11 protein-coding genes are annotated in these 14,264 nt (G+C 69.1%); 8 read left to right on the plus strand and 3 right to left on the minus strand.

Annotated elements, in window-relative coordinates; all coding sequences use genetic code 11:
* Positions 1 to 343, plus strand: a 343-nt coding sequence (locus tag ABLE92_RS20540; protein WP_348806647.1) for an HNH endonuclease signature motif containing protein, incomplete at its 5' end; no start/stop codon positions are given.
* A gap of 435 nt (positions 344 to 778) precedes the next feature.
* On the opposite strand, the gene ABLE92_RS20545 is transcribed toward ABLE92_RS20540, so the two are convergent.
* The 3 genes from ABLE92_RS20545 to ABLE92_RS20555 are packed head-to-tail and all read right to left on the minus strand — an operon-like array spanning position 779 to position 4,394.
* The gene (locus ABLE92_RS20545; protein ID WP_348806648.1) at positions 779 to 2,041 is read right to left on the minus strand and encodes a glycosyltransferase family 4 protein; all 1,263 of its coding nucleotides are present in this window, start codon (positions 2,039 to 2,041) and stop codon (positions 779 to 781) included.
* Positions 2,041 to 3,588 (minus strand): 1,4-alpha-glucan branching protein domain-containing protein, encoded by a 1,548-nt coding sequence (locus ABLE92_RS20550; RefSeq protein ID WP_348806733.1) that lies wholly within the window; start codon positions 3,586 to 3,588, stop codon positions 2,041 to 2,043. Before ABLE92_RS20550 ends, ABLE92_RS20545 begins: the two co-directional genes overlap by 1 nt.
* A gap of 8 nt (positions 3,589 to 3,596) precedes the next feature.
* The gene (locus ABLE92_RS20555) at positions 3,597 to 4,394 is read right to left on the minus strand and encodes a class I SAM-dependent methyltransferase (protein ID WP_348806649.1); all 798 of its coding nucleotides are present in this window, start codon (positions 4,392 to 4,394) and stop codon (positions 3,597 to 3,599) included.
* A 139-nt stretch (positions 4,395 to 4,533) separates the two neighbouring features.
* On the opposite strand from ABLE92_RS20555, the gene ABLE92_RS20560 reads away from it, so the two are divergent.
* The 7 genes from ABLE92_RS20560 (at position 4,534) to ABLE92_RS20590 (ending at position 14,203) form a co-directional block, all read left to right on the plus strand.
* Positions 4,534 to 5,319, plus strand: a complete 786-nt coding sequence (locus ABLE92_RS20560) for an electron transfer flavoprotein subunit beta/FixA family protein (protein ID WP_348806650.1) — start codon at positions 4,534 to 4,536, stop codon at positions 5,317 to 5,319.
* A gap of 80 nt (positions 5,320 to 5,399) precedes the next feature.
* On the plus strand, positions 5,400 to 6,353 hold the full coding sequence (locus ABLE92_RS20565) for an electron transfer flavoprotein subunit alpha/FixB family protein (protein WP_348806651.1): 954 nt from the start codon (positions 5,400 to 5,402) through the stop codon (positions 6,351 to 6,353).
* A 158-nt stretch (positions 6,354 to 6,511) separates the two neighbouring features.
* Complete coding sequence (locus tag ABLE92_RS20570; protein ID WP_425476204.1) at positions 6,512 to 7,378, plus strand: GNAT family N-acetyltransferase; 867 nt, start codon at positions 6,512 to 6,514, stop codon at positions 7,376 to 7,378.
* Positions 7,375 to 8,271: a lysophospholipid acyltransferase family protein gene (locus tag ABLE92_RS20575; protein WP_348806653.1), complete on the plus strand. Its 897-nt coding sequence runs from the start codon at positions 7,375 to 7,377 to the stop codon at positions 8,269 to 8,271. Before ABLE92_RS20570 ends, ABLE92_RS20575 begins: the two co-directional genes overlap by 4 nt.
* A gap of 84 nt (positions 8,272 to 8,355) precedes the next feature.
* Positions 8,356 to 8,859 (plus strand): DUF4334 domain-containing protein, encoded by a 504-nt coding sequence (locus ABLE92_RS20580; protein ID WP_348806654.1) that lies wholly within the window; start codon positions 8,356 to 8,358, stop codon positions 8,857 to 8,859.
* A gap of 284 nt (positions 8,860 to 9,143) precedes the next feature.
* Positions 9,144 to 10,574 carry an MFS transporter gene (locus ABLE92_RS20585; RefSeq protein WP_496560833.1) on the plus strand — a complete coding sequence of 477 codons (1,431 nt, stop codon included), beginning with the start codon at positions 9,144 to 9,146 and terminating at the stop codon, positions 10,572 to 10,574.
* A gap of 125 nt (positions 10,575 to 10,699) precedes the next feature.
* Positions 10,700 to 14,203, plus strand: coding sequence for an ATP-binding protein (locus ABLE92_RS20590; protein ID WP_348806655.1), 3,504 nt, complete (start codon positions 10,700 to 10,702; stop codon positions 14,201 to 14,203).
* Positions 14,204 to 14,264 lie beyond the last annotated feature (61 nt).

Below are 14,264 nucleotides of genomic sequence, written 5' to 3' on the forward strand. Positions count from 1 at the left end.
CGACCCCACCGGGCACGGCGGACATCTGCTCCCACCCTCGGGTGCGTTGACGTATCGGATACCGGCCTGGTTGCGGGAGAAGATCATCGAGTTGGATGGCACCTGCCGGTACCCGCACTGCGGGCGCCCGGCCAGTGAATGCCAGATCGATCACCTGGTGAAATTCGTGCACCAGGATCCGATCACCGGTGGCTGGACCGTGGAATTCAACCTGATGCCGTTGTGCACCCCGGACCATCAGCGAAAGCATATGGGGTTGTTGATCCCCACCATGTTGTCGGATCGGGCTGTCGTGTGGCGTGATCCGGTGTCCGGGGAGACCATCACTACCTATCCACGGTAGGTCACTACCGTCGGGTGGTGCTGCGCTGCAGTCGGTTTCCAGCGTCGGGTTGGGTGGTCTCGACCTCGACAAGCTCGGCCCGGCGGACACGCCACGGGCTCGCAAGCTCGCACGAGGCGGCTCGACCGGCGAGACGACGACGGCTCGACCTGCGGGAGTCGGGTTGTGCTGCAATCGGTTCCAGCTTCGGGTTGCGTGGTCTCGACACGACCTCCGCTGGCGCTTCGGTCGGCTCGACCGGCGAAATGGGCCGGTTCGACCGGCGAGACGACGACGGCTCGACCTGCGGGAGTCGGGTTGTGCTGCAATCGGTTCCAGCTTCGGGTTGCGTGGTCTCGACACGACCTCCGCTGGCGCTCCGGTCGGCTCGACCGGCGAAATGGGGCGGTTCGACCGGCGGCGCAACGAGTTTCAGCAACGTGAGGTCGCCGCGGGTCAGGGGTTGTTCGGATCACGTTCGGGCAGTGGGCGTTCGACGATCGGCCGACGACCGACCGGGGTACGAACTCGCCGTTTCGCGGCTGCATAGACCGCCAGGGTGCGGGTTGCGACCTCGGTCCAGGAGAAGTCCGTGCCAAGACGGGCCCGCGCATTGCGGGCTCGGGTGGCGGCCTCGGCCGGGTCCGACAGTGTCGCCCGCACGGCCGCCGTCAGGCCCGCCACGTCGGCGGGTGCGAAACTCAGCCCCGTCGCCGAATCCTGCACCGCCTCACCGAGTCCGCCGGCTCGAGACACCACCAGCGGGATGCCCGTCGCGGCGGCCTCGAGGGCGACGATGCCGAAGGGTTCATAGCGGCTCGGCAACACGATCGCGGTGCACCGGTGCATCAGATCGACGAGACCGTGATGGTCGACGGCGCCGATGAAGCTCACCGCGCGCGACACCCGGTACCGCCGCGCCTGCTCGACCAACCAGTCGCGCTGCGTTCCGGTCCCGGCCACGGTCAGCGTCGTTCCCGGATGTGTCCGACGGATGCGGGGGAGCGCGGCCAGCAGATCCTGCAGGCCCTTCTCATACTCCAGGCGCCCGGCGAACAGCAGCTCGGCCGGTCCCGACGGAGTCGGCCGCGGGGTGAAAGGCCATACGGTGATGTCGATCCCGTTGTGGATCACCGTGATGTCGGCGACCGGATCGAACAGTCGCGACACCTCGTCGCACATCGACACCGAGCAGGTGATCAGGGCGTCGGACTCCTCGGCGAGCCACCACTCCACCGAATGCACCTGCCGATTGATCCGGCCGCTCACCCAACCGCTGTGCCTCCCGGCCTCGGTGGCGTGAATGGTCGACACGAGTGGGACGTCGAAGATCTCGGCCAACGCGATCGCCGGGTGCGCGACGATCCAGTCGTGGGCGTGCACCACCTCCGGTGACCAACCGCCGTGCGTCGGGTGGTGGCCGCCGAGGATCGTGAGACCGGCCCGGATGAAGGCATGCCCCATCGCGAGGGTCCACGCCATCATGTCCGTGCCGAACTCGAACTCCAACGGGTCTTCGGCGACGGCGATCACCCGCACCCCGTCGACGACGGTGTCGGTCGTCGGATGCGTCAGCGCATCGGTGCCCGGCGGGCGGCGCGTCAGCACCACCACATCGTGTCCGAGATAGGCGAGTTCGGTGGCCAGATGGTGCACGTGACGCCCGAGACCTCCAACCACCACGGGTGGGTACTCCCAGGAGACGAGCAGAATGCGCATCAGATCGACTCCGCGCGGCCTGCGGCCATCGCCGGGGGGACCCGGCGGGCATCCAGGTCGGCGAAGAGATTGTCTGCTCGAAACCAGTTGTGGCTCAACCGTTGTGCCTCGCGGTCACGTCCGCTCAGTGCGGCATCGACGATTTCGCGGGTGGCGTGGGCGTGGGTATGCGCACGCGTGACGGCATAGTGGGCGGCGGTGTCCTTGGACACCATGAACGGCCAGTCCGACGACACCGTCAGCAGGGTCTCGCGCACGATCTGGTCGGCGACCCGATTGCGTCCGGCACCCGGTACGACGAGCTTGTCGAGGGCGGCCAGGGCGGTTTCGGTGACCTCGGCATTGAGCTGGACCAGATGCGAGACCTGCGGTCCCTCCCACACCCGCCAGTCCTTTCCCGACCCCCACGACGACGCGGGGAGATCCACCGGTTCCCCGACGAAACCGTCGGCCGCGGCACCGGCGAGTGTCCCCACCCGCACGCCCGCCTCGGGAAGTCGACGCAGCACCCGCTCCAACCAGATCGGTCCCTCATGCCACCAATGGCCGAACAACTCGGTGTCGAAGGCGGCCACCACCAGGGCGGGCCGACCGATCCGGGCGGACTCGTCGATCAGGCGCCGGCGGATGTGAGCGATGAAGTCGTCGACGTGGCGATCGATCACCGCATCCGCGCGCTGCGGGTCGTAAGGCTTCTTGGCGTGACCGGGGACCTTCTTGCCGGTGACCCGGGCCGGTTTCAGTCCGGTGCCGTGGTCGTAGGTGTGGAAGTCGCGGTAGGCGCCGTGACCGGGATAGCCGGACTTCGGTGACCACACGCGATAACTGACCTGCAGGTCCCGGCCGAACGCCAGCACATCGGTGTCACCGACCGGCCGGGCCAGCGCGGTGTCGCCGTGCAGCGTCGGACCATCGACCATGAAGTGACCGACCCCCGCCGCCGCATACTCGGCTTCCATACCGGGGGCGAAGGCGCACTCCGGCGCCCAGATCCCGCGTGGGCGTCGCCCCCACCGTGCATGGGCGTCGGCCAGGCCCTCCGACAGGGAGAACCGGCGCAGCCGCGGATCGAGAAGCGGCGCGAACGGATGGGCGAGCGGTCCGCCGAGGATCTCGACGACCCCGCTGTCGGCGACCCGGCGCAGCATGGGCGACGCCCCGTGTCGCCAATGCTGCTCGAAGTCGCGCATGGCCGCCGCCGCCGAACGATACTCACGCGTCCCCAACACGCGGCGGGTGTCCTCCCGCGACACCGCGGCCTCGCATGCGCGCAGTTGCCAGTCCGCGAGCCATTCGTACATCGACGCGCAGCAGTGCGGATCGTCGAGTTGTGCGGCCAGTACCGGTGTGATGCCCAGCGACATGACGTCGCGCAATCCGTCGTCGGCGAGGCGGCGCAGCATGTCGAACACCGGGAGATACGAACCCGCCCACGACTGATACAGCCATTCCTCGCCGACCGGCCACCGGCCGTGGTGGGCCAACCACGGCAGATGTGAGTGCAGAACCAGCGTGAACTGCCCCGGTACCGGCGTCGCGTCGCAGATCCGGGGATTCAGGGTCGCACCGCGATCGCGAGAAGGTCCAGACAGGCGTCGATGTCGGCGTCGTCGCGGATGTCGAAGTCGGTGGCCGCGACGGCCGCCACATCGTCCACGAGCTCGTCCGGCCACGGTTGCCCGGCGAGGGCGCGTTCGATCTGCGCGTCGATCAACGACCCACCCCACTTCGCATCCAGGCGCGCCAACGCCGCGCCGTGATGCACTCCGAGCATCGCGGACACGACGAACCCGCCGTCGACGAGGAGTTCGGTCAGCTCCGCGGCATTGAGCTCGCGGGTGTGGAACGGGTTGAGCGGGGTGTCTCGGCCGGGGGAGAAGGTGATGCGATTCGGGGTCGAGATCAGCAGCTCGCCGCCGGGACGCAGCACCCGCAGGCATTCGGCGATGAACGCCGGCTGATCCCACAGATGCTCGATGACCTGGAAGTTCACCACCGCATCGACCGAGGCGTCGGCGAGAGGGAGGTCGATCAGATTCCCTTGCACGATCTCGACCTCGGGGTAGCGCACCCGCGTGTGGGCGACCGCGGCGTCGTCGTAATCCACGCACGTCACCGAGGCGCCGGCGGCGGCGAGCATGGCTGCCCCGTAGCCCTCACCGGACCCGGCCTCGAGAACGCGCAGGCCCGCGCAGCGCCCGGTGATGTGGGTATAGGCGACCTCATGGCGGCGGAACCAGTAGTTCTCGGCGGGAATGCCCGGAACTGTGCGTTCGCCGGTGAGGGCGAGTTGCTGGTCGGTCGTCAGTGCCTGCGGCGCGCCGGGCACGGGTGTCCGGTGTACGTCGGTCATCCCCACGACACTAGTCCCCCCTCCGTTTTGTGAGGTAGTCGATGTTCAGCCCGATAATAGGACGGGTTAAAGTGGGGAGACCGATGGCCTTACCCGCCGGTAAGTTGCCGAACCCGACGCAGGAGGTCGACGTAGACCCATGACAAACATTGTCGTTCTGATCAAGCAGGTTCCGGACACCTGGTCCGAGCGCAAGCTCTCCGACGACGACTTCACCCTGGACCGTGAGGCCGCCGACGCCGTACTCGACGAGATCAACGAGCGCGCCGTCGAGGAAGCGCTGCAGATCAAGGAGGCCAACGGCGGCGAGGTGACCGTGCTGACCGCGGGCCCCGAGCGTGCCACCGAGGCCATCCGCAAGGCACTGTCGATGGGTGCCGACAAGGCCATCCACATCAAGGACGACCTGCTGCACGGCTCCGACGCGGTGCAGACCGCCTACGTGCTGGCCCGCGCGCTCGGCACGGTCGAGGGTGTCGAGCTGGTCATCGCCGGCAACGAGGCCACCGACGGTCGTGTCGGTGCCATCCCCGCGATGATCGCCGAGTACCTCGAACTGCCGCACCTGACGCACCTGCGCAAGCTGACCCTGGAGGGCGAGACCCTCACCGGTGAGCGTGAGACCGACGACGGCATCTACACCATCACCGCGGACCTGCCGGCCATCGTCAGCGTCAACGAGAAGATCAACGAGCCGCGCTTCCCGTCCTTCAAGGGCATCATGGCCGCCAAGAAGAAGGAAGTCGCCGTCCTCACCCTGGCCGAGATCGACGTCGAGCCGTCGGATGTGGGCCTGGAGAACGCCGGATCCACTGTCACCAGCTCCACCCCGAAGCCGCCGAAGACCGCCGGTGAGCGTGTCACCGATGAGGGTGATGGTGGCGTGAAGGTCGCCGAGTACCTGGTCGGCCAGAAGATCATCTAGGCCCCAGCCGGAACCACATCACCGCGCCCGCGCATTCGGAGCGAATGACGCTGGGCCCCACACACATTCAGGAGAAGGAAATGGCAGAAGTTCTGGTTCTGGTCGAGCAGGACGCCGAGGGCGCCCTGAAGAAGGTGACCAGCGAACTCATCACCGCCGCACGCGCACTGGGTACCCCGTCGGCGGTCGTCGTCGGCAAGTCCGGCTCGGCCGATCCCATCATCGACGGCCTCAAGGAAGCCGGCGCCGAGAAGATCTACGTCGCCGAATCCGATGACGCCGCAGGCTATCTGATCAGCCCGCAGGTCGACGTGCTGTCGTCGATCGCCGAGGATGCGGCTCCGGCCGGCGTCCTGGTCGCGGCCACCGCCGACGGCAAGGAGATCGCCGGTCGCCTCGCCGTGCGCCTCGGTTCGGGCGTGCTCGCCGACGTCATCGACGTCAAGGAGGGTGGCATCGGCATCCACTCGATCTTCGGTGGCGCGTTCACCGTCGAGGCCCAGGCCAAGGGTGACGTCCCGGTCTTCTCGGTCCGCCCCGGTGGCGTCGAGGCCGCCCCGCAGGCCGGTGCCGGCGAGCGCGTCGACGTCGCCGTCCCGGACCAGGACGGTGGCGTGAAGATCACCAAGGTCGAGCCGAACGTCGGCGGCGACCGTCCCGAGCTCACCGAGGCCTCGATCGTGGTCTCCGGTGGCCGCGGTGTCGGTTCGGCCGAGAAGTTCTCGGTCGTCGAGGAACTCGCCGACTCGCTCGGTGCCGCCGTCGGTGCGTCCCGCGCCGCGGTCGACTCCGGCTACTACCCGGGTCAGTTCCAGGTCGGTCAGACCGGCAAGACCGTGTCGCCGCAGCTGTACGTGGCGCTGGGCATCTCCGGTGCCATCCAGCACCGCGCCGGCATGCAGACCTCCAAGACCATCGTCGCCGTCAACAAGGACGAAGAGGCGCCGATCTTCGAGATCTCCGACTTCGGTGTCGTCGGCGACCTGTTCAACGTCGCCCCGCAGCTGACCGACGAGGTCAAGAAGCGCAAGTGACGTCCGTGTCACCTCGGTGACACCCGTCTTCCGGTGACCCCCGACCCTCATGGTCGGGGGTCACCGGCATTTCAGGGACGGTTCATGCGACGGTCGGTTGGGCCGTCGACGTGTTCACCCGCCCAGCACCGACACGACGTGCCACCGTCGCCGTCGCGATGTGTCGCCTCGTTTTCATCTGGGGTATGACATCAGCCCCGGTCACCGTCCTCACCGGCCGATTCCGCACCCTCGTCGATGCGGGCCCGCTACGGGTCATCCTGACCGACGAACCGTCCGCCATCGCCGCCGCCCAGCGACTGCGCTACACCGTCTTCGCCGCCGAACCCGGATTCGCCGACACGATCGGCGACTACGAGTCGGGTAGGGACGCAGACCATTTCGACGCCCACTGCGAGCATCTGCTCGCCTGGCATGACGATCACGGCCTCATCGGGTGCGCGCGTCTGCTGCCGCCGCCGCGGGCCATCGCGGCCGGCGGGTGGTACAGCTCGGGCGAATTCGACCTGTCCGAACTCGACGAGATCGCCCCGGCCACCGTCGAGATGGGCCGGGCATGTGTGCTCGACGGCCATCGTCACGGCTCGGTGACGGCACTGCTGTGGGCGGCCCTCTTCCGTCACCTCGACGAGACCGGCTACCGCTACGTCATGGGGTCGGTGTCGGTTCCGCTGGGCGACACCGCAATCCGCATTGCCGGCCACCCGGCGGCCCGTGGCTCGCTGCTGCGTGGCGTCCGGGATGTCGTGGCGCAGCGTCATCGGGCCGACTGGCAGGCATACCCCCATGTGCGGGCCCGCATCGACGGAGTGCTGCTCGACGAGATCGAGCCGCCCGCCTCGGTGACGATGCCGCCGCTGATGCGCGCCTACCTGCGTCTCGGCGCCAAGATCGGCGGTGAGCCGGCCGTCGACTCGGCCTTCGACGTCGGTGACTTCCTCACGGTGCTCGACACCCGCACCGCCAACGCCCGGTATCTCGACCGGCTCCGTGACTCGGTGGCTCGCCTCGGCGGTGCCCGATGACCGCGGTGCTCCCGGCTGCCGAACCGACACCCGATCGTGTTCTCCGGCAACCGCACGGGAAGGTCTGCCGGCACGACCACCACTCGTGGTACCCGACGAGCCCCTGCGGCGCCGAGTGCCTCGACGCCCCGGCGCGACGCGCGGGACGAGTGATTGTCGCGGCCCGGTTGATCCGGCTGACAATGGTCCTCACCGTGATCGCATTCCTCGGGGCACTGGTCGCGCCCATGCCACGACTGGTGCGACGCGCGTACCTCCGTCGCTCCGCGCAGGCGGTGCTGCATGCCATCGGCATCCGCATCCTCCTCGACGATCACCGCCCCTTCGGTTCCCGCGCCCGCGGTCTCGTGGTCGCCAACCACATCTCCTACCTCGACATTCTCGCCATCGCGGTGGTGCAACCCGCGCACTTCGTGGCCAAGTCCGACGTCGCCCAGATGCCGGGAATCTCGGTGCTGGCCAAGCGATTCGGGGTGATCTGCATCGACCGCTCATCGTTGCGCACCCTGCCCACGGTCATCGACGAGGCGACCGCCGGACTGTGCGCGGACTCCTCGGTGGCGGTGTTCCCGGAGGGCACCACGTGGTGCGGGCACGCGCAGGGCAGCTTCCGCCCGGCCTTCTTCCAATCCGCACTCGATGCCGGCGTCCCGGTCCTCCCGGTCGGGATCGCCTTCAGCGCACGCGGCGGGCGATGCACCGCGCCGGGATTCATCGGCGATGACGGGCCCGCCGACACGTTGCGCCGGGTGCTGGCGCTGCGGGACCTCACGGTGCACGTCAGCCTGCACGAACCCCAACTGCCGCGCGGCGATCGGCGCGCGCTCGCCGCGCGATGCGAGATGCTGATCCGATCGGCCCCCGAGCCATGGGCACCGGCACCGCTGCGCTGAGGATCTGACAACATATATGATGTTGCTCGCGTCTGTGATGGACGCGACACCGATGTTGTCTCACGCGCCGGAAGGGACCGCCACATGTCCGACACCGCCACCCCAACTCCACCGACGAAGCTCACCGCCGACCAGGCGCGCGCCCGCTTCGCCGACCTGCGTGCCGTCGACGGCACCGTCGACGACGCCGAACTCGACGAGATCTGGGCGGCGCTGCCGACCCTGCGTCCCGAGGAGATGCTCGGCCGGTGGAAGGGCGGCGAGTTCACGACGGGCCACCAGACCAACGGGTTGCTGCCCAAGGTCGGCTGGTACGGCAAGACCTTCATCTCCCGCAACGACGTGCAGCCGCTGGTGTGCCGCGACGAGAACGGGGAACTGTTCTCCAACACAAAGCTGGGCAAGGGCGAGGCCAGCCTGTGGATGATCGAGTTCCGCGGTGAGGTCACCGCATCGATGGTCTACGACGGACAACCCGTGATCGACCACTTCAAGCGCGTGAACGACTCCACCCTGATGGGCATCATGAACGGCAAGGGCGGCGTCATCGACGGCCGTCACCTGTACTTCTTCCTCGATCGGGACTGACCGCAGGAGGTCGCGGACCGGGCCGGGCGGCGCGCGAGCGGGTGCTCGTCCAAGCCGTGCCACGTGAGCGGCCAAGCAGTCGACAAGAGGGTTCCAAGATCATCGGGTGACGGTGGTGGCCGACATACCGGCCCGACGAAGGAAGCCCTGTGCCCACTCCGCCCCAGACCTCTCCGCCCCAGACCACTCCGCCCCAGACCACTCCGCCCCAGACCACACCACCACCGACCCGTTCCCGCCTCGTTGCGCGGATCACCCTCGGGGTCTCCTGCGCGGCCACCGCGATGCTCATGCTCGACATCGCCGTGGTCAACACCGCGCTGCCCGCCATCGCCCGGGAGTTCGACGCCGACTTCGCCGCCCTGAAATGGGTCATCGACGGCTACACACTCGCCCTGGCCACCATCGTGTTGTCGGCGGGTGCATGGGCGGACCGGAGCGGCCGTCGCCGCGTCTTCCTGATCGGCGCGGTGGTGTTCACCGCCGCGTCGGCATCCTGCGCGTTGGCGCCGGACATGCTGCTGCTCAACATCTCTCGGATTGTCCAGGGAATCGGTGCGGCGTTGCTGTTCGCCACATCGCTGGCATTGCTGGCACCCGCCTTCCCCGGACCCACCGCCCGCAGCAAGGCGCTCGCCGCCTACGGCGCCACGATCGGTGCGTCGTTCGCCGTGGGCCCCCTCCTCGGCGGAGTGCTCACCGAAACCCTCGACTGGCGTGCGATCTTCCTGATCAACATCCCGGTCGGGGTGGTGATGATCGGATGCACCCGTCTGGTCGACGAATCCCGCAGCGAGACACCGCGACGCGGTGACAAGGCCGGTGGGGTGGCGGTGATCATCGCCCTGGCCGCACTCGCCTACGGGCTGATCGAGGCCAACACCCGCGGATGGACCGATCCGGTGACCCTGGCCGCCCTGGGTCTGGCCGCCGCCGCCATCGTGGGCTTCGTGCTCGTCGAAAGCCGGGTGGCACAACCGATGATGCCGCTGTCCCTGTTCTCCAACCCGGGTTTCGCCGGTGCGCAGGTCGCGACCTTCGCGATCTCCGCATCGATGTTCGCGGTGTTCATCTACGTCACGATCTTCCTGCAGGGAGTGGTGGGACTCTCGCCCATCGATGCCGGCCTGGTCTACCTCCCCGGAACCGTGGTGATGCTGATCGTCGCGGGAGCGACCGACCGCATCCTCGGGCGGGTCGCGCCGTGGCGGCTGATCGCCGGCGGGCTGCTCGCGGTGGGTGGTGGCCTCGCCTGGATGACCATCGGCGGATTGGACAGCAGTGGCTGGGACCTGATGGGCGGCTTCGTGCTCGCCTGCATCGGAGCCGGCGTCTTCAATCCGGTGATGAGCGGAATCGTGCTCGCCGAGAGCGGTCTCGACGACGCGGGGCTGGCCACCGGAATCAACGACGTGTTCCGGCAGTCGGGCATCGCGCTCGGGGTGGCGGCACTCGGGGCGGTGTTCCCGGTGCAGTCGGTGCTGAGTGGCGGATCGCCCGCGGACTTCGTGGCCGCACTCGACACCGCGCTGTGGATCAGCGCCGCTGTCGCGATCGGCGGCGCGGTGATCGCCGCGCTCACCATGCGCAGTGCCCGGGCCACCACCGGTGACATCCCGTCCGCGCAGCTTGACCCGACCGGCGACGGTACGAGGGGCGACGGCAGGAGGGGCGACGGCACGAGGGGCGAGGCCCCGATGCCGGTGAACCGATGATCCCCGCCGGAATCGACAACCGACGAGCTCTCCCGGTCGGCCGCCGCGATCACGCATTGCCGCCTAGAATTCTCGGACATAGGCGACATCTGGATCGGACGATCGACACAAGCGAGGAATCCGGCATGCGGGAGTACTTGGTGCTGGGGCCGCTGGAGGTACGACGCGACGGCGTCCCCGTCGAACTCGGCTCACCGAAACAACGGACGGTGCTCGCGGCGCTGCTCCTGGCACGCGGCGGTGTCGTCTCCACCGACCGTCTGATCGACACCGTCTGGGGCGACGAACCGCCCTCGGCGGCCACCACGAGCCTGCAGGCCTACATCTCGAATCTGCGGCGCGCACTGCGCGGCGACCGGGGGGAGACCTCCCCGATCCAGCGGGTCGCCGCGGGCTACCGACTCGACCTCGGTGCCGACCGGCTGGACCTGATGACCTTCGGCGACCTCGTCGCCGGCGCCCGGGCGGCGCGGGATGAGGCCCGGTGGGCCGACGCCCTCGCCGACGCGCACGCGGCGCGCGCCCTGTGGCGCGGGGAACTGCTGGGCGACGAGGGGACCGATGCGGGGTGGATCGTGGCCGAGGCGGCCGCACTCGCCGAGGCACACATGGCCGTCGAGGACACCCACATCACCGCACTGCTGGCCGCCGGCGACACCGGCGGCGCGCTCGCCGGGATCGTCGCCCTCCGTGCCCGGGACCCGTTGCGCGACAGGGGAGTATGGCTGCACATGGTGGCCCTCTATCGGGCCGGTCGATCCACCGAGGCGCTCGAGGTCTACCGCAGGCACGCGGCGCTCCTCGACGAGGAACTGGGGCTGGCACCCGGCGGTGAACTCATCGAATTGCAGGGCGCGGTCCTCCGGCACGATCCGGTCATCGCGGCCTGGCCACGCGCGCCGCACTGGTCGGGCGCCACCGAGGTGGCCATGCCGACCGAGGCCGAGAAGCCGGTGGCGGTGGCAGCCCCGTCCGTCGACGACGCCGTCGACCACGTCCCACTCGTGGGTCGTGCAGCTCAAACTGAGCGCATCGCAGCACTTTTCGACGGTCCTGCGACCACCAGATGGCTGATGCTCAGCGGCCCGGCCGGAATCGGCAAGACCCGCCTCGCCGAGGAGGCGGCCCGTCACGCGCAGGCACTCGGCGACCTCGTGGTGTGGGTGCGCTGTCCCGACGCGGAGGGCGTTCCGGCGTGGTGGCCTTTGCGGCAACTGTGCCGGGCACTCGATGTGCCACCGGCCGACGTGCTCACCGTGCCCGCCGGCGTCGACGCCGACACCGCCCGCTTCGCGGTGTACGAACACGTCCAGACGATGCTGGAATCGGTGGCGCCGCAATCATTGACGGTGATCGTCGACGACGTGCACTGGGCCGACGCGATGACCCTGCGGCTGCTGGCCTACCTGACGACGGTGATGCACACCGCGCCGCTACGCGTGATCGCCACCGCCCGCGACGGTGAGGGTGGTGACGACACCGAGCGACTGCGCACCGCGTTCTCCCGAGCCGGCGGCACCCTGATCGCGGTGCCGCAACTCGCGCACGCCGAGGTCGCCGAACTCGTCCGCGTCGTCGCCGACGAGACGCTCGGCCCGACCGACATCGAGACCCTCACCCGGCGTACCGGCGGAAATCCGCTGTTCGTCTCGGAGTTCGCGCGGCTGCCACCCGAGGAGCGGCGTCGCGAGATGGTCCCGGCGGCGGTGCGGTCGGTCCTCGACCGACGGTTGCTCTCCCTGGACCCCGCGGTCCTGGAAGTGGTCGGCTACGCCGCGGTCCTCGGTGAGGAGATCGACGTGACCCTGCTGGCCACGGCGATGGACCGGGACGTCGCCGAGATCGCCGACTGCCTCGACGAGGCCGTCGACGAACGCATCCTGGTCGCCGCGGCGACCGGCGGGCGGACACGTTTCGCCCACGCCCTGCTCCGCGACGAGGCACTGTCGACGATCCGTCCGCTGCGCCGCTGCCGCATCCACCTGCGATTCGCCGAGGTCCTCGCCGCCGCCGGTGGGGTGGACGCTGCGCCGCGCCGGGCGGCGCACCTGCTGGAGGCGCGTCCGGTCGCCGACGCGGCCGAGGTGGTGGCGGCCTGCCGCGCGGCCGCGGACGAGGCCACCGCACAATGGGATTCGCAGACCGCGGCATTCTGGCTCGATGCGGCGCTGCGCACCCACGAATCGGTGGCCGTGCCCGGCGGCGATACCACCGCACGCGATGACCTGCTGATCGCGCTACTGGCCGCCCGAGCCCGCGCCGGGCAACTCCAGATGGTTCTCGACACGGCAGAAACCCGCCTGTACCAATCGATTCGGTCCGGCGCACTGTCCACCGTGGGACGTTTGGCGAGCAGCCTGATCCGGGCCGGTGGGTCGTGGCCATGGATGGGCCCGACAGACGAGAACGAGAGCCTCCTCGCCGCGTTGAGCGCGGCCGCGACCGCCGTCGGGACCGAACCGGCAAGCCTCGCCCGGGTGCTGGCGGCCTCGGCGATCGGTCACTGCTATCACCACGATCCAGGCGTCCCCGCCGAACTCCTCGCCGCGGCAGATGATCTCGCCGCACATCTCGGTGAGGACGTATTGGCCGACGTCACACTGGCCCGCCTGATCACCTACGCCGGCGTGGCCGAATACGCTGCCGTATCCCTGAATTGGGCGGAGACCCTGCGCGGGCTCACCTACCCCGACGCCGGCGTCGACGAGGTCATCGTCGACGCCGCGTTGACGATGGCGACCATGACGCTGGGCGACATCGACACGACCGAGGCGCTCGTGCGCCGTGGCATCGCGGGCAGCGAGCGGCTCCGATTGCCGATCGTGCGGGCGCAGTTGCGGTGGATGGAGATGTCGCTGGCCGCGTGGCACGGTGATTTCTCGCTGGCCCGCAGCCACTACGAAACCGCCGTCGCGGTGCACGAGCAGACCGAACTGTATGTCGCCGGCAGCAATTGGATGGCCATGATGGCCCTGGCCTGCGAACGCGGCATGCTCGACGAGGTCGTCGACACCGAAGGGCTGCAGCCGCTGGACTGGGCTCGTCGGGTCAGTGAGGGGGCCAGCGACAACCAGGTCGCGGTCCTGCTCGCCGCGGGGATCGCCCGGATCGCCGGAGCGGAGGGCGACCGCAGTCTGGCCCGCACGATGATCACCATGTGGGTCGACGACGACAGGCCCATGGTCTGGACGTCGCTGTGCTACGGCGTCCTCCTGGCGCACGTGGTGGCCGAACTCGAACTGTCGGAGTTCGCGCCGGCATTCATCGACTACCTGACCCCGTACCAGGACTGCGTCGCGACCTTGGGGCACGTGGGATGCGTGGGGCCGGTTGCCCTGGCCCTCGCTGAGTTGCACTACCTCGTCGGCGACGAGAAACGTGGTTACGACGCCCTGGTCACCGCGCACCAGATCGCCCGACAGGGACGTGGGGTGCCCTCGACTCTGCGATGCCGGCTGCTCGCCGCGCAGTTGCAGCCACCGTCGACGGAACGGTCGGAGATCCTGGCCGAGATCGAGTTCCGGTCCCGCTCCCTGGGTATGACGCAGGTTGCGGCGACCGCGGGCGCGTTGCTCGCCGAGCCGGTCGAGTCGGGTGGGACACCGGATTCCACCGCCGCGATCCGCTGACGGTTCTGCTCCAAGGACGTTCCAAGAATGGCGCAACCGGCCCGCCGCATTCTCTGAGGGC

It is taken from the genome of Gordonia oleivorans (genome assembly GCF_040044975.1).
Classification (GTDB): Bacteria; Actinomycetota; Actinomycetes; order Mycobacteriales; family Mycobacteriaceae; genus Gordonia; species Gordonia oleivorans.

What these genes read in the sequence shown, in the direction of transcription:
- ABLE92_RS20565 (WP_348806651.1), top strand. Translation starts at nt 5,400, where the DNA reads ATGGCAGAAGTTCTGGTTCTGGTCGAGCAGGACGCCGAGGGCGCCCTG.
- ABLE92_RS20585 (WP_496560833.1), top strand. Translation starts at nt 9,144, where the DNA reads ATGCTCATGCTCGACATCGCCGTGGTCAACACCGCGCTGCCCGCCATC.
- ABLE92_RS20580 (WP_348806654.1), top strand. Translation starts at nt 8,356, where the DNA reads ATGTCCGACACCGCCACCCCAACTCCACCGACGAAGCTCACCGCCGAC.
- ABLE92_RS20555 (WP_348806649.1), bottom strand. Translation starts at nt 4,394, where the DNA reads ATGACCGACGTACACCGGACACCCGTGCCCGGCGCGCCGCAGGCACTG.
- ABLE92_RS20575 (WP_348806653.1), top strand. Translation starts at nt 7,375, where the DNA reads ATGACCGCGGTGCTCCCGGCTGCCGAACCGACACCCGATCGTGTTCTC.
- ABLE92_RS20560 (WP_348806650.1), top strand. Translation starts at nt 4,534, where the DNA reads ATGACAAACATTGTCGTTCTGATCAAGCAGGTTCCGGACACCTGGTCC.
- ABLE92_RS20590 (WP_348806655.1), top strand. Translation starts at nt 10,700, where the DNA reads ATGCGGGAGTACTTGGTGCTGGGGCCGCTGGAGGTACGACGCGACGGC.
- ABLE92_RS20570 (WP_425476204.1), top strand. Translation starts at nt 6,512, where the DNA reads ATGTGTCGCCTCGTTTTCATCTGGGGTATGACATCAGCCCCGGTCACC.
- ABLE92_RS20545 (WP_348806648.1), bottom strand. Translation starts at nt 2,041, where the DNA reads ATGCGCATTCTGCTCGTCTCCTGGGAGTACCCACCCGTGGTGGTTGGA.